General features: G+C 67.4%; 18 protein-coding genes. 3 read left to right on the top strand and 15 right to left on the bottom strand.

Translation table 11 applies throughout. From position 1 onward, the window contains the following. The first annotated feature begins 92 nt into the window (after positions 1-92). Positions 93-1,913 carry an ABC transporter ATP-binding protein gene (locus ACWIEX_RS24890; protein WP_454035589.1) on the top strand — a complete coding sequence of 607 codons (1,821 nt, stop codon included), beginning with the start codon at positions 93-95 and terminating at the stop codon, positions 1,911-1,913. 12 nt (positions 1,914-1,925) lie between these two features. On the opposite strand, the gene surE is transcribed toward ACWIEX_RS24890, so the two are convergent. The 9 genes from surE to ACWIEX_RS24845 all read right to left on the bottom strand — a co-directional run bounded on the left by surE (position 1,926) and on the right by ACWIEX_RS24845 (position 12,397). Next, positions 1,926-2,690: a 5'/3'-nucleotidase SurE gene (surE, locus tag ACWIEX_RS24885; RefSeq protein WP_454035588.1), complete on the bottom strand. Its 765-nt coding sequence runs from the start codon at positions 2,688-2,690 to the stop codon at positions 1,926-1,928. A gap of 2 nt (positions 2,691-2,692) precedes the next feature. Then, positions 2,693-3,838 (bottom strand): MBL fold metallo-hydrolase, encoded by a 1,146-nt coding sequence (locus tag ACWIEX_RS24880; RefSeq protein WP_454035587.1) that lies wholly within the window; start codon positions 3,836-3,838, stop codon positions 2,693-2,695. A gap of 10 nt (positions 3,839-3,848) precedes the next feature. Beyond that, entirely contained in the window at positions 3,849-4,940 is a 1,092-nt protein-coding gene (locus tag ACWIEX_RS24875) for an ABC transporter ATP-binding protein (RefSeq protein WP_454035586.1), read from the bottom strand. Beyond that, a complete protein-coding gene (locus ACWIEX_RS24870) occupies positions 4,928-6,640 on the bottom strand; it encodes an ABC transporter permease (protein ID WP_454035585.1) in 1,713 nt (570 codons plus the stop codon). The genes ACWIEX_RS24875 and ACWIEX_RS24870 overlap by 13 nt, the downstream gene beginning before the upstream one ends. 17 nt (positions 6,641-6,657) lie before the next feature. Continuing rightward, positions 6,658-7,665: an ABC transporter substrate-binding protein gene (locus ACWIEX_RS24865; RefSeq protein ID WP_454035584.1), complete on the bottom strand. Its 1,008-nt coding sequence runs from the start codon at positions 7,663-7,665 to the stop codon at positions 6,658-6,660. A 131-nt stretch (positions 7,666-7,796) separates the two neighbouring features. Then, positions 7,797-9,026: a dihydrolipoamide acetyltransferase family protein gene (locus ACWIEX_RS24860; protein WP_454035583.1), complete on the bottom strand. Its 1,230-nt coding sequence runs from the start codon at positions 9,024-9,026 to the stop codon at positions 7,797-7,799. Continuing rightward, positions 9,026-10,048: an alpha-ketoacid dehydrogenase subunit beta gene (locus ACWIEX_RS24855; protein WP_454035582.1), complete on the bottom strand. Its 1,023-nt coding sequence runs from the start codon at positions 10,046-10,048 to the stop codon at positions 9,026-9,028. The genes ACWIEX_RS24860 and ACWIEX_RS24855 overlap by 1 nt, the downstream gene beginning before the upstream one ends. After that, a complete protein-coding gene (locus ACWIEX_RS24850) occupies positions 10,038-11,039 on the bottom strand; it encodes a thiamine pyrophosphate-dependent dehydrogenase E1 component subunit alpha (RefSeq protein WP_454035581.1) in 1,002 nt (333 codons plus the stop codon). The genes ACWIEX_RS24855 and ACWIEX_RS24850 overlap by 11 nt, the downstream gene beginning before the upstream one ends. Continuing rightward, positions 11,036-12,397 (bottom strand): NAD(P)H-dependent oxidoreductase, encoded by a 1,362-nt coding sequence (locus tag ACWIEX_RS24845; RefSeq protein WP_454035580.1) that lies wholly within the window; start codon positions 12,395-12,397, stop codon positions 11,036-11,038. Before ACWIEX_RS24845 ends, ACWIEX_RS24850 begins: the two co-directional genes overlap by 4 nt. Before the next feature lie 84 nt (positions 12,398-12,481). Here ACWIEX_RS24845 and ACWIEX_RS24840 point away from each other — a divergent pair, with 84 nt between their 5' ends. Together ACWIEX_RS24840 and ACWIEX_RS24835 are read left to right on the top strand one after the other, a co-directional pair. Further along, entirely contained in the window at positions 12,482-13,573 is a 1,092-nt protein-coding gene (locus ACWIEX_RS24840; RefSeq protein WP_454035579.1) for a sugar-binding transcriptional regulator, read from the top strand. Continuing rightward, positions 13,563-13,919, top strand: a complete 357-nt coding sequence (locus ACWIEX_RS24835; protein WP_454035578.1) for a hypothetical protein — start codon at positions 13,563-13,565, stop codon at positions 13,917-13,919. The genes ACWIEX_RS24840 and ACWIEX_RS24835 overlap by 11 nt, the downstream gene beginning before the upstream one ends. Before the next feature lie 165 nt (positions 13,920-14,084). Here the strand turns inward: ACWIEX_RS24835 and ACWIEX_RS24830 are convergent, their stop codons facing one another. From ACWIEX_RS24830 to ACWIEX_RS24805, 6 genes are all read right to left on the bottom strand, one after another. Beyond that, positions 14,085-14,606 carry a hypothetical protein gene (locus ACWIEX_RS24830; RefSeq protein WP_454035577.1) on the bottom strand — a complete coding sequence of 174 codons (522 nt, stop codon included), beginning with the start codon at positions 14,604-14,606 and terminating at the stop codon, positions 14,085-14,087. A gap of 11 nt (positions 14,607-14,617) precedes the next feature. Beyond that, positions 14,618-15,547: a nucleoside hydrolase gene (locus ACWIEX_RS24825; protein WP_454035576.1), complete on the bottom strand. Its 930-nt coding sequence runs from the start codon at positions 15,545-15,547 to the stop codon at positions 14,618-14,620. A 1-nt stretch (position 15,548) separates the two neighbouring features. Further along, entirely contained in the window at positions 15,549-16,322 is a 774-nt protein-coding gene (locus ACWIEX_RS24820) for an ATP-binding cassette domain-containing protein (protein WP_454035575.1), read from the bottom strand. Positions 16,323-16,468: 146 nt separating this feature from the next. Continuing rightward, complete coding sequence (locus ACWIEX_RS24815; protein WP_454035574.1) at positions 16,469-17,413, bottom strand: sugar ABC transporter substrate-binding protein; 945 nt, start codon at positions 17,411-17,413, stop codon at positions 16,469-16,471. A gap of 40 nt (positions 17,414-17,453) precedes the next feature. Then, positions 17,454-18,410 (bottom strand): ABC transporter permease, encoded by a 957-nt coding sequence (locus ACWIEX_RS24810; RefSeq protein ID WP_454035573.1) that lies wholly within the window; start codon positions 18,408-18,410, stop codon positions 17,454-17,456. 69 nt (positions 18,411-18,479) lie between these two features. Next, a complete protein-coding gene (locus ACWIEX_RS24805) occupies positions 18,480-19,997 on the bottom strand; it encodes a xylulokinase (RefSeq protein ID WP_454035572.1) in 1,518 nt (505 codons plus the stop codon). Positions 19,998-20,175 lie beyond the last annotated feature (178 nt).

Genomic DNA, 20,175 nt, shown 5'->3' with positions numbered 1-20,175 from the left:
GGAAGACAGCTTCGTGTCCGTAGCAAGGCCCCCCTGTCGCAGCCAGCCATGCACCAGTGGCGCTTGTCGGGCTGTCATGATAGGCCCCGGCCATGAAGATCGGCCGCGTCACCGACGACACCCTTGCGCTCTTTGCCCGTGTCTGGCGTGAGCAGATCAGGTCCTATCTCCCGCAGATGCTGATGATTCTCGGCCTCGTCGTGATCATCGCGGCGACGACGAGCTTCTATCCGCTGCTGATCAAGGCGGCGTTCGACGCCTTCGCCGACCCGCTGATGGCCGAATCGACCGGCTTCGTCCGGCGCATGGAGCGACTGGTCTCGAAGTCGATCGGCTACGAGATCGGCGTCATCAACGCGGTCGCGACCGTCGTCGTGATCGTCACCGCGATCAAGGGTTTCTCGCTGCTCGCCCAGACAGTGATGACCAACAATGTCGTCAGCCGCATCGAGGCGGACATGCAGACCGCGCTCTACGGCCATCTGATCGATGCCGATCTGGCGCAGTTGCAGCGGGAAAATCCGGCCTCCCTCACCCAGCGCTTCACCACCGATTTCACCTTCGTCAAGGAAGCGCTGACGCGCATCGTCAACATCGCCATCCGCGACGTGGTCACGGCGATCGCGCTGGTCGGCGCGCTGATCTGGATCGACTGGCAGATGACGCTGGTCGTGCTGCTGATCGCGCCGGTGATCGCCCATCCGATCGGCAAGATTGGCCGCAAGCTCAGGCGGATGGCCAGTTCCCAGCAGGAACAGACCGGCCTGATGGCCAATCTCGTCACCGAGAGCCTGCAGGGCGCGCGCGTTGCCAAGACCGACCGGCTCGAGCCCTATCTGAAGACGCGGGCCGCCAATGCCTTCGAGACGATCCGGGCGCTGAAGATGAAGGCGGCCAATGCGCGCGGCCGTCTCGATCCACTGCTCGAGGTCGGCGGTGGTCTCGCGGTCGCCGGCGTGCTCGCCGCCATCGGCGTGCGCATCACCGCCGGCAATTCGACGGTCGGCGATTTCACCGGCTATGTCTCGGCGCTCCTGCTCGCGGCCCAGCCGATGCGCTCGCTCGGCAATCTCAACGCCATCGTCCAGGAGGCTGGCGCCTCGCTGAAGCGCTACTACGCGCTGATGGACGAGAAGCCGCGGGTTCTCGACCGTCCGGACGCGAAGCCGCTGACGGTTACGGCCGGTGAGGTCGCCTTCCGCCATCTGCGCTTCCGCTATCGCGAGGACCAGCGCGCGCTGGAGGGCATCGACCTTGTCGCGCAGGGCGGGAAGACCATGGCGCTGGTCGGCCGCTCGGGCTCGGGCAAATCGACGCTGCTCGCCCTGGTGCCGCGCCTCTACGACCCGACCGAGGGCCGGATCGAGATTGACGGGCAGGACCTGCGCAATGTCACGCTCAGGAGCCTGCGCCGCCAGATCGGCGTCGTCAGCCAGGATGTCGTGCTGTTCGACGACAGCGTGCAGGCCAACATCGCCTTCGGGCGGCCGGAGGCCTCGCTGGACGAGATTGTCGCCGCGGCGAAGGCGGCCGCCGCGCATGAGTTCATCATGGCGATGCCGGGCGGCTACGACGCCTCGGTCGGCGAGCGCGGCCACAAGCTCTCGGGCGGCGAGCGCCAGCGGATCGCGATCGCCCGCGCCATCCTGAAGAACGCGCCGATCCTGTTGCTCGACGAGGCGACGAGCGCGCTCGACACTGAATCGGAGCGGCTGGTCCAGCAGGCGCTGGCGACGCTGATGAAGGGACGTACGACGATCGTCATCGCGCATCGGCTCTCGACCATTCGCGAGGCCGATATGATCGTGGTGATGGACGAGGGCAAGGTCGTCGAGACCGGCAGCCATGACGAGTTATTGGCGCGCGACGGCGCCTATGCCCGTTTGCACCGAATGCAGTTCCTGGAGGGCTGAGCCGGACCTGGCTCAGCCTGCAGGCTGCTTTAGCGAGCCGTTGAGATCCCCGGCGAACCCGGTATCGAGCGGGGCGCCGTCGCTCCAGCAATGGCGGACGATGGCGATCCGGCCGGCATCGATCAGGCTGTTCTCGTCGCCCGGACGGCTGGTATGCGGGCGGCCGCGGCGGATGCGCCAGACGATGTGGTCATTGCCTTTTGAGACGATATCGGCGGCGCCCGCGATCTTGTCGCGGCCGATGTTGGCAATGCCGATTTCGGCCGGCAATTCCTTCGGCAGGTTGACGCTCAGGAACGTGCCCTCGCGCGTCCATTGCGCGCGTGTCCGCCAGAGGTTTTCGATCAGGGCCGCGAGCGCGGCGATGTCGCGCTCCTCCGACGTGCCGCCCTTGGTGCGGGAGAAGCCGATGGCGGGGAGATTCCAGAAACTCGCCTCGCGGGCGATCGAGAGCGTGCCGGAATAGGCGGCGTCCTCGGCGGCATTGCGACCATCGTTGACGCCGGAGAGGACAAGATCGGGCATGCCGCCGTCGCGGAACAGCACGGTCATGGCCGCGACGACGCAATCGGCCGGGGTGCCGTCGAGCGCATAGACCTGCGGCTCGCGGCGGGTGAGCGTCAATTCCTTGTCGAAGGAGAGATGGTGGCTAGCCGCGGTCCATTTCCGCTCGGGCGCGACGACCCAGATATCGGTTGCGACGCGCGCGGCGGCTTTACGCAGCAAAGCGATGCCGGGAGCATCGATGCCGTCGTCATTGGCGATGAGGATGCGCATGGTCAGATCTCGATAATATCGCCGGGCGTCAGGCCGGTGACGAGTTTGGGGATGTCGGTAGCCAGCGTGCGGGCAGTCGCGGCATCGCAGGAATGGGCGAGGATACGGCCGGCACCGCTGGCTGCAGCGATCACGATGTTCTCGGGCAGTGTCGGATGCGTCGGGAAGCGCAGCCAGTCCGCCTCGCCCGCGGCCAGCATGAGATCGGCCGGGCTGTCCTTGGGAATGCCGCCGGTCAGCAGGACCGGATGCTTCTCGCGGCGGGCCTGCGCGAGCGCGGCCCTGGAGGGACCGGCGAGCCCCATGCCGTCATCGACGAGCAGGGCGGCATGCGGCAGAGCCTGCCCTTCCTCCCAAAGCAGCGCCTCGGCGAAGCGCGCCGAGAGGGTATCGGCGATACCGGGCTTCAGCCAGGCGGAAGCGGCGATCTGCCGGGCCAAAGCCTCGCGCATCGAGGGGTGGATCGCGATCGGCGTATCGATCAGGCCGATCAACTCGACGGAGCGGCCGGAAAGGGGGGTCGGCAGGACGGCGCCCTGCGGATGATTGGCGAGCCAGCGCGTGATGGCTGCGCCACGCTCGGCTGCCGGGATGCGATCAGAGCCATAGGAGGCATCGACAAGCAGCAAGTCGCAAGCCGGCAGCGCGTCCATGGCGAAGACGGGGCTATCCGGTACGACGTCGCCGCAATAGCCGAGGCTGCGCCCACCTGCGTCGAGATGACACCAGATTCCGCCGACGACATGGCCGCTGCGGCCGGTGCGGATCGCGATCGGACCGATGGCGAAATTGGCGCCGGGGGCGACGGTCTCGATGGTCGCTCCCTCGGCCAACGCCTGCTCTTTTGGCGTGGCATAGGCGGCGAGCGTCGCGGCCGTCTCGGCGGCGGATTCCGCCGTCATCAGGATGCGGCCGGAAAAGCCGTTGGCGAGGCACCAGCCCAGCGCCGCGACATGATCCTCATGGGCATGGGTGACGATGATCGCGTCGATGCGTTCGAGCTCGGCGCGGGTGATCGCCGGATGATAGCCGGTGCCCCGCGCGCTGGTGTCGACGCCGACATCGAGCAAGAGTTGGGTTCCGCCTTGCTCGATCCCGATGCAGGTCCGGCCCTTCTCGCCGATCCCGCCGTGAATCCTGAGTTTCATGCCGCCGGTCTCACGCAGCCTTGTCCAGGGAGACGCTCTCCGGGATGATCCAGCCGTCGGTTATGGCTATGCGGATCGGCTCGCCGGCTTGAGCCGGTGCGGGTTCGTTCGCGTCGAGATGCAGGACGATGTCCTGATCGGCGGCGGGGCGCGTTTCCATCCGGAAGAAGCCGCCCTGATAGGACAGGCGCTCGACCGTGGCCGAGAGGCCGTCCTGCCCGGTTGCGGTGATAGCGAGATCGCGGGCGCGCAGGCATAGCTTTGCCTGACTGGTGACCCGCTGGTCAGGCCGGCAGCGCACCACAGCCTCGACGCCGAGCACGCTGACCTTGCAGCGGCCGGCCTGCGGCGCGGACAGGATGGTGGCGGGCAATACCATCCCGTCGCCGATGAAGCCGGCGACCGTGACGTTGGCGGGCTCGCGGAACAGCAGCGACGGCGTGGCGAGCTGGAGCAGGCGGCCGCGATCCATCACGGCGATCCGGTCTGCCAGCGCCATGGCCTCGGCCTGATCGTGGGTGATGTAGACCATGGTCGTGCCGGTGCGCTCGTGGAAGCGGGAGAATTCCTCCTCCATCGAGGCGCGCAGGTGCACGTCGAGATTGGCGAGCGGCTCGTCCAGCAGCACCAGCGAGGGCTCGGTGACGAGGCAGCGGGCGAGCGCGACGCGCTGGCGCTGGCCACCGGAGAGCAGGCCCGGCCGGCGTTCGGCGAAGCCGTTCAGGCCGACGAGATCGAGCGCTGCCGCGACGCGCCTGGCCCGCTCGGGATCGCGCACGCCGGCGACGGTCAGGCCATAGGCGACGTTCTCGGCCACCGTCATATGCGGCCAGAGCGCATAGGACTGGAAGACGATGCCGAGCTTGCGATGCTCCGGCGGGATATGGGTATCCGCCGAGGAGACGAGCCGGTCGCCGATGCGGATTGCGCCGCCGTCAAGCTTGTCGAAACCGGCGATCTGCCGCAGCAGCGTGGTCTTGCCGCAGCCGGAGGGGCCGAGGACCGCGAGGAATTCGCCATCCTCGACAGCGATCGAGACGTCGTCGAGCGCGAGATAGGAACCGAAGCGCTTCTGCGCCCGGTCGATGGTCAGTCGCGCCACGGCAGGACTCCCTGGGGCAGTTTATGGGCGAAGAGGGTGGTGGAGGCCATCAAGCTGATGGTGACGAGCACGGTCACGGCGGCCAGCGCCGAGGCATAGGTGGAATCGCCGCCCTGCTCGAAGGAGAAGACGACGACGCCGAGCGTCTCCGCGCCGGACGACCAGAGCAGGGCCGAAACCGTCAGCTCGTTGAAGGCGGTGAGGAAGACCAGCAGCGCGCCGGCCACTGCAGCCGGCGCGACCAGCGGGAAGATGATGGTCACCAGCCGGCGCGGCAGGCCGGCCCCGGCGATCTGGGCAGCCTCTTCCAGTGTGCGGTCGATCTGGAGATAGCCGCTGATGACGGGCCGCAGGCCCAGCACGAGGAAGCGGGCAAGATAGGCGAAGACGATGATCCAGATCGTGTTGTAGAGCGAGACGTTCAGGACCGGCAGCGGCTTGAGGAAGAGCAGGATCGCGGCGATGGCGAGAACGACGCCGGGCATCGCATAGGGCAGCTCCGCCGCGAGATTGAGCAGGCGCAGGGCGCGCGACTTCTTCCAGACGATGAAATAGCCGAGCGGCACGCAGATCAGCACGATCAGGGTGGCCGCGCCCGCCGACATCAGGAAGGAATTGACGAAGGCGCGCTTCGAGGCGGCATGCTCGAACAGCACATAGGCGTAGTTGGCGAGCGTCGCGGTCTTCGCGTTGAGCGGCACGCCGAAGGCGGGGATCAGCGAGGTCGAGAGCAGGCCGAGGAAGGGCATGGCGAGCACGAGGATCGCGAAGGCCCAGAGCCCGATCTCGACCGGGCGGCGCCAGCGGCCGAGCTCGAAGGGGCGCGCCGCGCTCGAGGTCGTGGTGATCCGGAAATCGCGCCGGCGCAGCATCAGGTCCTGCAGGAGGATGCCGGCCATCGCGATCACGCCGATCAGCAGGGAGAGGATCGCGACCTCGGAGAGAACGCCGGGGCCGAGGCCCGAAAGGCGCTGATAGATCAGGGTCGGCAGGACGAGGAAGTTGCCGGGGATGCCGAGGAAGGCGGGAATGCCGAAATTGCCGAGGCTGGAGACGAAGCAGAGCGCGATGCCGGCGACGAGTGGCGGTGTCATCAGCGGCAGGACGACGGTGCGCAGCACGGTCAGCGGGCTTGCGCCGGCGGCGAGGCCGGCCTCGATCAGCTCCTTGGGCAGGGCGCGCAGGCCCGCGCGCAGGGTCAGGAAGACCAGCGGCGCATATTGCAGGCCGAGCAGCAGGATGATGCCTTCGCGCGAATAGAGCGGGTTGCGGCTGCCGAGCGGCGGCGCCATGCCGATGAGCTTGAGCAGCGTGCTCGACGGGCCGAAGAGCTGGAGCCAGGCCAGCGCCGTGACCTGCGGCGCGATCATCAGCGGCAGGACGAAGCAGAAGGTGAAGGCGTTGCGAGCGCGGATATCGGTCAGCGTCGCCAAGAGCGCGACCGTGCCGCCGATCAGCGTGGCGAGGATGGTGCCGGCGATGGCGGTGGTGAGGCTGTTCCAGGTCGCGGTCCAGGTCGCCGGGCTCGCCATGACCTTGCCGAGCGCCGTCGCCGAGAGCTGACCGCCGGGGGCCAGGCCCTCGACGATCAGGCGCCCGATCGGCAGCAGCGACAGGAGCGCGACAAGGCCGACGAGCCCCCAGAGGAGGCCCGTCTCCTCGACGCGCGTGCGCAGCGTCGCGGGATCGGCGAGAGACATGCGCACCCGTCTACGGCTCAGTTGCCGAACATCGTGGCGAAGCGGGCCTTGTCGGCCTCGGTCGCCTTGACCACGGCCGCGATGTCGGAGGCCATGACGTTGATCTTGGTGCCTTCCGGCAGCCAGGACGGCGAGCCGATGCTGGGCTTGGCCGGAATATAGCCCATCCAGAGCGCCAGTTTCTGCCCGGCATCGGAGAGGATGAAGTCGACGAAGGCCTTGGCGGCGGCCTCGTTCTTGGTCGACTTGATGATCGCGACGGGTTCGGTCACGGCCGGCGCGCCTTCCTTCGGGAAGACGAAGTCGATCGGCGAGCCCTGCTTCTTGGCGTTATAGGCCATGAAGTCGACGAGCACGCCGTAGGACTTCTCGCCGCTGGCGACGGATTTCAGGACGGCGCCGTTGCCGCGCACGGCGACGGCTTCGTTCGCCTTCAGCCCCTCGAACAGCTTCCAGCCGAGATCGGGCCGGGCGGTCATGGTCGAGAGCATGATCGCGGCCGCACCCGAATAGAGCGGGCTCGGCATCGCGATCTGGCCCTTGTAGGCGGGCTTGTCGAGATCGGTCCAGGAGGTCGGCTTCTCCTTGGCCGCGGTGTTGTAGGCGATGCCGGTGGTGATCAGCTTCGAGCCGAAATAGGTCTTGTCGGCGTCGAAGGAGCCGGCCTGGAAGCCGTCGGTCTTGGCGCCGGGATAGGCGAGGAGCTGCTTCTGGGCCTTCAGGATCTCCATGCTCGCGGCATCCGCGATCAGCAGCACGTCGGCGCCGGGCTGGCCGGCCGAGATTTCGGCAGCGAGCTTGCCCATCACCTCGGTCGTGCCGGAGCGGAAGATGTCGACCTCGATATTGGGATAGGCCTTCTTGAAGGCGGCGACGGTCTGGGTCGCGTCCTTCTCCGGCTGCGAGGTGTAGAGCACGAGCTTGCCCGAGGGCGCCTGTGCGAAGGCGGGTGCGGCGGCGAGCAGGGCGGCCGCGGCCGTCATCATCAGGCCGTGCCGGGTAAAGTGGCGGCGTGTCAGGGTCATGATCTTGTCTCCTCCGTTGTCGCGATGCCGACCTTTACGCCAAATGCGCCAGTCGATCTTCGTGTCAGTTCGTTATCTCAGGCCGTCTCGTGCCGGTCATCCGCGATGCGGTGGCCGGCTACCATCTTCCTTCACAGAAGCAGCTCGGGGTTTTCAAGGGCCTCGCGCAGATCGGCCATGAAACGGGCCGCCGCGACGCCGTCGACGATGCGATGATCCGAGGACAGCGTGAAGTTCGCCATCGGCCTGAGCACGATCTGGCCGTCGCGCCCGACCGGCTTGTCGACGGTGCGGCCGACCGCGAGGATCGCGCCCTGCGGCGGGTTGATGATCGCGGTGAACGAGTCGACGCCGTACATGCCGAGATTGGAGATGGTGAAGGTGCCGCCGCCGAGCTCGGTCGGGGTCAGCGTGCGCTTGGCCATGCCCTCGCGCAGCCTTGCGAACTCGCGGGTGATGGCGGGCATGTCCATGCTGCCGGCATCGCGCAGCACGGGGACGACGAGGTCGCCCTCACGCTCCATGGCGATGCCGATATCGATACGCTCGTGGAAGCGGGTCGCCTCACCCTCGACGGACGCATTGATCACCGGATGGTCACGCAGGATGCGGGCGGCGACGCGGGCGATCAGCACGGTGAGGCTGGGCTTGGGCGCGCTGATGCGCTCGTGACGTTTGGCGAGGCGGCCGAGCAGGTCGCGCGCGGCGCTCATCTCGATCTCGGACGTCAGGTAGAAATGCGGGGCCGTGCGCATGCTCTCGGAGAGCCGGTTCGCGACGATGCGGCGGATGGCGGAGAAGGGCTGCAGGCGGCCTTCGGAAGCGCCAGCGGCTGGCGCGGGGCGCGCTTCCTGCGCCGGAGCGCAGCGCGGCCGCTGCTCCAGATGGCGCTTCACGTCGGATTCCCCGATGCGTCCGCGCGGGCCGGTGCCGGTCACCGTCTTGAGGTCGAGGGCGTTCTGGCGGGCGATGCGGCGGGCGAGCGGGGTCGCGCGCAGGCCTGACGAGGTTGGTGCAACCGTGATCACCGGAGCGGCCGGCGTCTCTGCTTTTGAAAGGGTTGTGGCAGCCGCCACGGTAGCCGCAGCGGCTGCCGGCTCGGACGGTGTGGTGGCGGCCTCACCGTCGAGGTAGATCCACGCAACGGGGGTTCCCACCGAGATCGGCACGCCGGTCTCGGTCTTGATGTTCCGGATCGCGCCGCTGGCGGGGGCCTCGACCTCCATCACGGCCTTGTTGGTGCCGATCTCGAAGATGGTGTCGCCCTGGCGGACACGGTCGCCTTCCTTGACATGCCAGGCCTCGATCGTGCCCGTCTCCATGTCCATGTCGACCTTGGGAAGGATGACCTCGATGGGCATCAGGCTTCCCCGCGGCGGATGAGATTGGCGGCGGCGGTGACGATGTCGTCCTCCTGCGGGACGGCCGCCTTCTCCAGAACCGGATTGTAGGGGATCGGCGCATCGGCGCCGCCGAGCCGGATGATCGGCGCATCAAGGAAGTCGAAGACCTCGCTCTCGGCGATCATCGCCGAGATCTCGGCACCGATGCCCATGGTCTTCACGCCCTCGTAGACGACGAGCAGACGATGCGTCTTGCGCACGCTCTCGGCGATGGTGGTGAAGTCGATCGGGCGGATCGAGCGCAGGTCGATCACCTCGGCCGAGATGCCGTCTGCGGCCAGGCGTTCGGCTGCGGCCTCGGCCTTGCGGGCCATGATCGAGGAGCCGACGATGGTGAGGTCCGTGCCCTCGCGGCGGATCGCGGCCTTGCCGATCGGCACACGATAGGCTTCCGCCGGGACATGGCCCTTGGTCTTGTAGAGCAGCTTGTGCTCGAAGATCAGGACGGGGTTGGGGTCGTCGATCGCGGCGAGCAGCATGCCCTTGGCGTCATGCGGCGTGCTCGGCTGCAGGACCTTCAGGCCGGGAACATGAGCGAACCAGGCTTCGAGGCTCTGGCTGTGCTGGGCTGCCGCACCCGTGCCCGAGCCGCCGGGCAGGCGCACGACCATCGGCACGCTCGCCTTGCCGCCGAACATGAAGCGGATTTTTGCCGCCTGATTGACGAGCTGCTCCATCGCGAGCGTGACGAAATCCGAGAACTGGATCTCCAGCACCGGGCGCATGCCGGTGATCGCGGCGCCGACCGCTGCACCGGCGATGCCGAGCTCGCTGATCGGGGTGTCGATCACGCGCTCCTTGCCGAAGCGGTGGACGAGATCGCCGGAGACGCCGAAGGCGCCGCCATAGACGCCGACATCCTCGCCGAACAGGAAGACGCGCTCGTCGGCCTCCATCGCCTGACCGAGGGCCTCGCGCACGGCCTCGGCATAGGAGAGCTCGCGGATTTCGGTTGCCGCTTCGAGCGTGTCAGAGGGCATAGACGTCACGGGTCAGGTCTTTCGGATCGGGGTCCGGGCAAGTGCGGGCGAATTCGACGGCGGCGTCGATGTCGCGCTGGGCATCCTCTTCGAGCTTCATCAGCGTGGCCGCGTCGAAGCGGTCATGCGCCTTGAGCTCGTCCTCCAGCCGCCGGATCGGGTCCTGGTTGCGCCACTCCTCGATCTCTTCCTTGGAGCGGTAGAGATTGCGGTCGCTCTTGGAATGGCCGCGCCAGCGATAGGTCTTGCACTCGATCAGCGAGGGGCCCTCACCGGAGCGGGCGCGCGCGATCGCCACCTTCGCCACGGCTGCGACGCCAGCGAGGTCGTTGCCGTCGAGGCAATGGCCGGGCATGCCGTAGGCCGCCGCGCGGTCGGCGACGTTCGGCACGGCCATGGCGCGGCCGATATCCATCGACATCCCGTATTTGTTGTTCTCGCAGACGAAGACGACCGGCAGTTTCCAGATCGAGGCCATGTTGAGCGCTTCGTGGAAGGCGCCTTCATTCGAGGCGCCGTCGCCGAAGAAGACCATGCAGACCCGGCCGTTCTTCTGCGCCTTGATGCTCATGCCGACGCCGACCGCGATCGGCAGACCGCCGCCGACGATGCCGTTGGCGCCGAGATTGCCGCCCTCGACATCGGCGATATGCATCGAGCCGCCGCGGCCCTTGCAGTAGCCGGTCTCCTTGCCGAAGAACTCGGCGAACATCAGCTTCGGCTCGGCCCCGCGGGCAATGCAGTGGCCATGGCCACGATGGGTCGAGAGGATGTAGTCGTGGGCCTCGAGTGGCAGCGTCGTGCCGACGGCGCTCGCCTCCTGGCCGATCGAGAGATGCATCGTGCCGTGGATCAGGCCGCGCATGTAGCTCGCCTCGGCCGCCTCCTCGAATTTGCGGATCAGGTGCATGCGGGTCAGCGCCTGCGCCACCGTCGCATCATCGAGCGCCGCGAGTTCCGGCCGCTGGTTCGGCTTCTGATGGGCGCTCATGCCTGGGCTCCGGAGGTCAGCGCGGCGATCATCGCGTCCTGGGCGCGGCGCACCTCTACGATCTTCAGCCGTTCGTCGGGCGTGGCATCGGCCAGCGTGATGAGTTCGCCCTTGCGGACGGGCCGCGTCATGGTCGCGCCCTGGGCGAGGCCGATCGGCAGGGCCTTGCGGGCCTGCGCCTCAGTGCGGGAGAGGGCGAAGCCGCGATAGCCGTATTCGCCGATGGCATCGAGCGTCTCGCCGACGGCGAGATCGCGCTTGGCGACGCAGCCGACCTCGGAGGTCGGCACCGGCAGCGGGCGCATATGGCTCTGGTTGAAGATCGTCGCGGCGGCGGCTGAGAGGGGTACTTCCAGGCTCGTCAGATGATAGGGCCGGAAGAAGGAATAGTACGGGCCGGGGCCGAGATGGAGGTCGCTCATCCGCTCGCGGACGCGGGGATGGCGCATCTCTGCGACGGCGAAGACGCCGGGCGCGACGCCTTTGGCGACGGAAAAGTCGACGACGCCCTTCTGCGAGAGCAGGCCGCCTTCTTCCTTCGGGCAGAAATAGTTCTGCAACTCGTCCTTCGGCGCAGCCGGGCCGTGCATGCCGGGGATATCCGGCACGAAGCCGCAGGCATTGGCGATGGCGACCATCTCGACCATCGTCTTCGAACCGTCGACGAACTCGACGAGCATGCGCGGATTCATGTTCCGGCGCGTGGCTTCCTCGACATAATCGGCCGGCACGGCGTCGATGCGGAACGGGTTGTTCTTGCCCTTGCCGGCGGCAACCACCGGATAGCCCATGGCGCGGACGAAATTGATCAGTTCCATCGCGGCGGCGGGCTCGTCGCCGGCGCCGAGCGTATAGACCACGCCGGCCTTGGCCGCCTCGACTGCGAGATAGGAGCCGATGGTGATGTCGGCCTCGACATTCATCATCACGATATGCTTGCGCGCGGCGATGGCGGTCAGCGCGACGCGCGAGCCGGCTTCCGGGTTCCCGGTGGCGTCGATGATGACGTCGACATGGGGCGAGCGGCAGATCAGGTCGAGCGAGGTCGTGACGGCGATGCGGCCCTTGCGGCGGGCGCCATCGAGCCCGGCCTCGTCGGTGACATTGTCGACCTCGCCCTTGCGCCCGGCGAGCGCTGCGGCCTCGGACGCGCGATCCGGCGCGATATCGGCGACGGCTGCGATCTCGATGCCGGTCATCTGGGAGATCTGGACGACGATATCCGTGCCCATCTGGCCGGCGCCGATCAGGCCGACGCGGACCGGCTTGCCAGCCCTGGCGCGCAGTTCGAGGGCTTCGGCCAGGGACAGGCCGGCGACGGGCGCGCCCAAAGGCGGCTGCGGCTGGATCGCGGCCATCGTCGATACTCTCCCTAGGACATATGTTCTTATATAGGAACAAAAGAACATGTCTTTCGTCCTGTCAAGCGCACAGATGTTCGAATGGGTTGCCTTGGACCGCGCGATGCGGTGATGCTGGCGCAAGCGCCCGCGATGGCGCGGCAGGGAGCGCTCGTGGAAGACGCATTCGGAGCAGGACAGATCCATGGCGAGGCGCCGGTCGCGGAGGCGAAGGTTCGGGCTGCCTGGCTCTATTATGTCGAGGGCCTGACCCAGGAGCAGATCGCCGAGGCGCTTGGCTTGAGCCGGATCAAGGTGATCCGCATGCTGGCGGCGGCGCGCTCCGAAGGGCTGGTCAAGATCAGGATCGATGCGCGCTCGGCCCGGCAGGCAGGGCTGGAGCGTGGACTCGTCACCGCCTTCGGCCTGAAGGAGGCGGTGGTGGTGCCGGCGGCGCGCGATGCGGCGAGCGTCTCGGCGCTCGTCGGCTATGCCGCGGGCTTGTGGCTTTCCGACAAGCTGACCGACAACATGTCACTGGCCGTCGGCTGGGGGCAGACCCTGCATCTGGCGCTGCGGGGCATGCAGCCGCGCCAGGTCGAGGCGATGTCGGTGGTCTCGCTGCTGGGCGGGCTCACCCATTCGCGCAGCATCAATCCTTCGGCGGTGGCGCGCCGCGTCGCCGACATGTTCGGGGCCGACTGCTTCCAGCTGACCGCGCCGGTCTTCGTCTCGAATGCCGAAATCCGCGATGCCCTCTGGCGCGAGCCGACGCTGCGCGACCTGCTCGACCGGGCGCGGGCGGCCGATGTCGCGCTGGTCAGCGTCGGCGATCTCGTGCCGGACTCGACGCTGTTCCGCGAGGGGCTCTTGCCGCAATCGGATCTGGCCGGGCTGAAGAAGGCCGGCGCGGTCGGCGATCTCGTCTGCCATTTCATCGATGCGGATGGCGAACTGGTGGACCATCCGGTGAACCGGCGTATCATGGCGGTGAGCCCGGCCGATCTCAGGGGCATCGGCCTCGTCGCGATCGCGGCCGGCGGCGCCCACAAGGAACATGCGATCCGTGCGGCCTTGCGGGCGAGCGCGGCGAAGGTGCTGATCACGGATGAAGGCGCTGCCGAGGCCCTGCTGGCTGGCAGCGCGAAACAGGCGACAGAGGGAGCCGAACGGGAGAGACGCCATGGCCAATAATTTCGAGCAGTTCGCGCGCAACTCCCTGCAGTTCCGGCCGTCCGACATCCGCCTCATGCTGGAGCGGGTGCATTCCCATGTCGTGAAGCCGCGCATGTCGGCCGAGGAACTGCTGGAGGTCGTGCAGGGTCTCGGCTTTTCGACGGTCGAAGCTTTCGGCGACCAGATCGGGCTGGAGCGGCGAACCTCCGAGAGCTGGGCGCGCTATGGCCTGTCGCGCGACGCGGCGCAGCTATTACTCGCGCTCCTGAACTATCGCCAGCGCCTGCTCGACGCGATGGACGATTTCGAGAAGACGACCCAGATTCCGCTGGACGGGTTCTTCGAGAACCAGCAGCTGCCGTAACGCTCTTCGAACTGCGCGGGTTATCGCTGGTCATCCCGGGCGGAGCGCAGCGGAGACGCGGGATCCATTCCCGAACCTTCAGCGGAAGCGCTCCGGCATGGATCCCGGATCGACGCCGCTTCGCGGCTTGTCCGGGATGACGGCGTGTTTCCTTCGCAAAACTGCTCAGCGGCAGAAATCAGCGCAGCCGGCTTCCCAGAATGCTTTGCCGGATTCAAGTGCCGGCACGGAGGGCCTCGGCTTGCGGCCGGGCAGGTCGGCGGGCACCGGCTTCACCTGCTCCCACCAGCCATGGGCGCATTGCGAACGGAAGGCCATCTGGTCGGAGATCGAGGTGCCCTCCTGCTCCAGCACCGCATCGAGCGCGGCGCAGGTTTCGCGCAGGCGCGTGTCATGGGCATCGCTCGGATCATTGGCGTAGTCATGGAAGGCCTCGGTGAAGTTCTCCATCTCGCGGGCGATATGGGGCCAGTCGGAGCGCCCGAGATTCCAGGCATCCATCCATTCGCGCACGACGGTTTCGACCGCCTCGGCTTTCGGCTTGTCCTTGACCTTGCGGGCCGTGGTCAGCATGTGGCGCATCAGTTCGGCGCGGGCATGGGCATGGCGGGCGCGCAGGGCCGCCTCCTGCATCTGCGCGATGGCTTCCGCCGCTTCCTGCTGCAGCGCTTCGACGAAATGCGGCATGGTTTGGTCTTTCAAGGCAGCGTGGCGAGGCGTTCGATCATCCGCTCGAACAGGTCATGGGCCTTCACGGCCGAGACGACATGGGCGTTGGGCTCGCGCCTGAGGCGGCCGTTCCAGTCGATCGTGGTGCGTCCGCGCAGAGGACCGTCGCCGGTCTCGACCGTGACGAAGCAGTCGCGGCCGTCGAACAATTCCGGCCAGAGCAGGAAGGCGATGACGCAGGGGTCGTGCATCGGGTGGCCGTTCGAGCCGAGCCCGCCGGGGCGCGGGCGGGTCAGCATGCCATGCACCGCCTTACCGGCGGCGGTGCCCAGCATGCCGATGCGGGCGATCTGGTCATGGCTGGCGATGGCCTGGAGCGTGACGCCGAGGCCGAACATCACGATCGGCCGGCCGCAGTCGAACACAACCGCAGCCGCATGCGGGTCGACATAGGTGTTGAATTCGGCGGCCGGCGTGATGTTGCCGAGGCCGATGGCGCCGCCCATCAGGACGATGCGCTTCACCTTCGGCAGGATGTCGGGCGCGAGCCGGAAGGCGAGCGCGAGATTGGTCAGCGGCCCGAGCGGGCAGAGCGTGATGCCGTCCGCAGGAGCCGCGCGGCAGAGATCGATGATCGCCTGCACGGCATGGCCGGGTGCGGCGTCGCTCCTTGGTTGAGGCAGGTCGGCGCCATCCAGCCCGTCCGGGCCGCAGACGAACTCAGCGGTTTCCAGCGCGAAGACCAGCGGGCCCTCGGCGCCGCGATGAACGGGGATGTCGCCACGGCCAGCGAGATCGCGGATGCGCAGCGCATTCACTGTCGTCTGCGCGACCGGGACATTGCCGGCGACGGTGGTGATCGCCCTGAGATCGATCCGCTCGGCGCTGGCGAAGGCCAGCAGCACGGCGACGGCGTCGTCCTGGCCCGGATCGGTATCGATGATAATGGCTTCGCGCATCTCAGGCCGCCTTGGCGTTGCCGGCCATGATCATATGGGCGATGTCGTCGGCGCTGAGGTCGCCGAGCGGCCGGTCCACGTATTTGCGGCCGGCGCCCATGATCACGACACGGTCGGCCAGCGCCACGACGTCGCGCATGTTGTGGCTGATCAGGATGACGGTGCGCCCGTCGGCCTTGAGCTTGCGGATGAGGTCAAGGACCAGCGTGCTTTCCTTGACGCCGAGCGCGGCGGTCGGCTCGTCCATGATGATGATCTCGGCATTCCAGCGCAGCGCGCGGGAGATCGCCACGGCCTGACGCTGGCCGCCGGAGAGGCGCTCGACCGGCCGCGTCATGTCGGTGACGGCGGCGGAGAGCTGCGAGAGATAGCGCTGTGATTCCGCGATCATCCGCTTCTTGTCGAGGATGCGCAGGAAGGGCAGCAGGACGGGCTTGGTCAATTCCGAGCCCATGAAGACGTTCTGGGCGATCGAGAGCCGCGGCGCGAGCGCCAGATCCTGGTAGATCGTCGCGACGCCGTTCTCCAGCGCGTCATGCGGCGAGGCGAAGGTGACGGGCTTGCCGCGCAGGCTGATCGTGCCGCTGGTGGCTTCCTCGGCGCCGGAGATGACCTTGATCAGGCTCGACTTGCCGGCGCCGTTGTCGCCGCAGAGCGCCACGACCTCGCCCTTGAAGATGTCGAGATCGACATCACGCACGGCAACGACCGGGCCATAGGCCTTGCCGATGCCGCGCAGCGAGAGGAGGGGAGTGGAAGAGGTCGTTACGGTCATGGCTTCAATGCTTGTCATGAGCCCGAATGGCTGGCGCTGCCGTCATGCTCGCCCTTGTGGCGAGCATCCACGTCTTGAATACGGTCTTCGACCAGCGAAGACGTGGATGGTCGGGACAGGCCCGACCATGACGCGGGAAGCACGCCTCACTTCTTCAGGAACTGCTGGACGTTGTTCTTGTCGACCAGCACGGCTTCCGTGAAGAGATAGGGACCGGAGGTGATGCTCTCCTTCGGCTTCTTGTCGACGACGATCGCCTGGATCGCATCGACCGCCTGCTTGCCCATCTCGTCGAAGGGGACGGCGACGGTCGCCATGAAGGTCGAGTTCGGGTCGGCGATGCGCTCGTAGCTCTCCTTGCCGCCATCGACCGAGACCAGCGGGATCTGGCCCTTCTTCACACCCTGAGCCTGCAGCAGGTCGTCGATGATATAGGCCTGGCCGTCGAACGAGGCCCAGATGCCGTTGATCTTGCCCTGGTTCTGCAGGAGCAGCGCCTGCATGCCGGCGCGGACATCGTCGCGCCAGCTCTGGGTGCGGGCCATCGAGAACTTGCCGAGCTCCTTCACCGCCTGGTTCTCGGCGAGGACGGCGTCGAGCAGCCGGCCGCGGATGCGCGAGGCAACGTTGAGGTCGAAGCGGGCGGAGACGATGTTGCCCTGGTAGCCAAGCTGGCCGAGCAGGTAGAGCGCGGCATCGGCGCCGACCTTGTACTCGTTGGTCTGGATGTCGAAGAGCGCATGCGGGCTTGAGCCCGACTGCACGGTGATGACCGGGATCTTGGCATCCTTCGCCGCCTTGAACTGGGCATCGGCCTCGACCGGCTTGCCCATGGCGATGATGATGGCGTCGACCTTCTTGGCGATCAGCGCGTCGAACTGCTCGGCATGCTTCGGCAGCGCGCCTTCCGAGTTCAGCAGCGTGACGTTCCAGCCTTTGGCCTTGGCGGCGGCAGCAGCGGCATTGGCGACGCGTGCATGCGTTTCCGAGGTGAACTGGAAGCCGATGATGCCGAGCTCGAAGGCGCTCGCGGATTGGCCGAGCGCGACGAGCGCCGCGGCGGCGACCAGCAATTTCCTGAAACCGAACATCAAACCCACTCCCCTCATTCCGATCGTTGTTGTCGCCGCATCAAACCTTGAACGCCGCCGTCTTCATCGCGCTGGCCGAGAAGGCGACCGAGCCGATGATGATCGCACCGAGCACGATGTCCTGGATGTAATAGGGCGCGCCCATCAGCACCAAGCCGTTGCCGAGCACCTTGAGCACCAGCGCCGCAAAGACCGTGCCGGGGATGTTGGGCTTGCCGGGCTCGAACATGGTCATGCCGAGCAGCACGGCGGCGATGGCGTAGAGCAGGTAGTCGCCCGCCATGTTCGGCGCGGCCGAGGACAGGTTGGCGGCGAGCAGCATGGCCATCAGGCCGGCAAAGACACCGGAGAGCAAGAGGCCGATGCGCTTCATCCGGGCGGTGGCGATGCCGGCGAGCCGCGCGGCCTCGTCCGCCTCGCCGGTCGCGACCATATGCGCGCCGGTCCGCGTCCATTTGACGAGGCCGTAAGCGAAGAGCGTCGCTCCCGCCATCCAGAGCACGAGATTGGGGATGCCGAAGCTGTAGCCGCGGGCGAGCCCGGTGAAGCCGACCGGCCAGCGCCCGACGAAGGCGACGCCTTGCGTGATCATGAAGGCGAAGCCCTTGGCGATCGCGGCGGTGCCGAGCGTCATGATCAGCGAGGGGATGCGCAGCACGGTAACGCCGTAGCCATTGAGCGAACCCAGCACGATGCCGACGCCAATTGCGGCACTCACCGCGACAGCCGGCGGATATTGCGCATGGACCAGCCAGCCGCAGACGACCGCCGCGAGGCTCGCCATTTCCGCGACGGAGAGATCGAGCTCGGAGACGGTGAAGGCCAGCGCAAAGCCGAGCGCGAGGATGGCGAGGAAGCTGGTATCCTTCAGCACGTTGATGATGTTCATCGTGCTGGCGAAGTTCGGCGCGAAGATCAGGAAGAACAGGATCAGGGCAAGCCCGGCGAGCGCCGTGCCGTAGCGTCCGATCAGTTCGCGCGGGTCGATGCGGCCCAAGCTCAGCTTCCCTTCTTCGCGATCATCCGCGCCGGCGCCCTGCTTCGAATCGCCGGCATGAAGCGTCCTTTACGTGGCGCTTGCCGGGTTGGCGAGGCCGGGCAGCGCGGCGGTGTTCTGCTGAAGCGCGACGAGATCGGCCGAGATCGGGGCGAGCGCCGCTTCGCTCTGCCGATAGAGGGCGTAGAGCGCGTTATAGGCCGGGCGGCGCGCCGGGTTGGGCTCGTAGCGGCGGGCGATGCCGACGAGGGCGTCCTGCGCGGCTGCGAGCGAGGCGAAGCGGCCAAGGCCCGTCCAGGCGATGATCGCCGCGCCGAGCAGGCCTGGCTCCCGTGCGGCGCCGACCGCGATCGGGCGGCCGCAGATATCGGCCTTGACCTGCGCCCAGACGGGATTGGCCGCCGCGCCGCCACCGAAGCGGATTTCGTCGACGCGGGTGCCGAGCGCGCCCTCTGCGCGTTCCAGCACGAGGCGGTTCTGGCAGGCGACGCCTTCGAGCACGGCATAGGCGAGATCGGTCGGACCGTGCTGGCGGCAAAGCCCGATGAAGGCGCCGCGCAGGTTCGGGTCCCAATAGGGCACGCGCTCACCCTGCAGATAAGGCAGGAAGATCAGCGGCTGCGGATGGCGCTGGCCGGCGAGGAGACGCTCGATCGTCTCGCCGACCGGGCCGTTATCGCTGACTAGTCCGGCGAGCCAGGCGGCGGTGTCGGCGCCGTTCTGGCTGGGGCCGCCGAGATGCCAGAGGCCGCGCCAGTCGACGGAGATCAGCCCCTCGGCCTCGGCCTGCTCGGGGCCGAGCACGCCAAGCACCTCAGTGGTGCCGGAGATGTTGTAGGCGTAACCCGGTCGAAGGGCGCCGAGCCCTGCGACGGCCGCCCAGGTGTCGTTGCAGCCGCAAAAGACCGGGATGCCGGCGAGCCTGTCGAAGGGCGCGGGCAGGCCGGTGATGACGGAGCCGACGATATCGATGGGTTCGAGGATCGCCGGGATGATGTCTGGCGAGAGGCCTATAGCGCCGAAGCCGGAGCCGCCATTCACGCTTTCCGCGCAAGCGACAAGGCGTGCGAGCGAAACCGGGTCGCTCGCCTTCTGGCCAGTCAGGCGGAAATTCAGGTAGTCCTTGGGCTCGAGCACGCAAGCGAGCGCGAGGGCGTTGAGGGGGTCGTTCTCGACCAGCCAGGCGAGGCGCGCGAGCGGGTGGAAGGCGTTGATGCGGCTGGCTTCGGGATGATCGGGCAGCCTCTCGCGCAGGCGAGCGGCAATGCCGTCGGAGCGTGCGTCCTTCCAGGTCATGGCCGGGCGCAATTCCCGACCGTCATGGCCGAGGAAGACCTGCGTCCGGGTCACGCCGCAGATCGCGATGCCCTGGACGCTTGCGAACAGATCTGGCGCCTGTTCGGCGAGCCTGCCGGCAGCTTCGAGCAGCTGTGCCCACCAAGCTTGCGCGGCGACTTCCGAGCGGTCGAGATGATCGTTCAGGACCGGGCCGGGCAAGGCATGCTCGGCCAATGTCGTTCCGCGATCGTCGATCAGCGCGGCGCGGAAGCTGCTGCCGCCGAGATCGCAGGCGAGGACAACGTTCATCGGGGGCATCTGGGTAGCTGCACGGCCGTCATTCCGGACAAGCCGCAAAGCGGCGCCGATCCGGAATCCATCACAGGGCTCGGCGCTCTACGATTGATTCCGGGTCAAGCCCGGAATGACGGCGTTTCATCAGTGGAAACACACTGCAAATCGTCACGAAGTCAAGAAACCGACGGCG

The sequence above is a fragment of the Allobosea sp. NPDC055353 genome (assembly GCF_053644975.1).
Note: the sequence above shows the minus strand (reverse complement) of the source record. Positions and strands in the feature narration are given on the sequence as shown.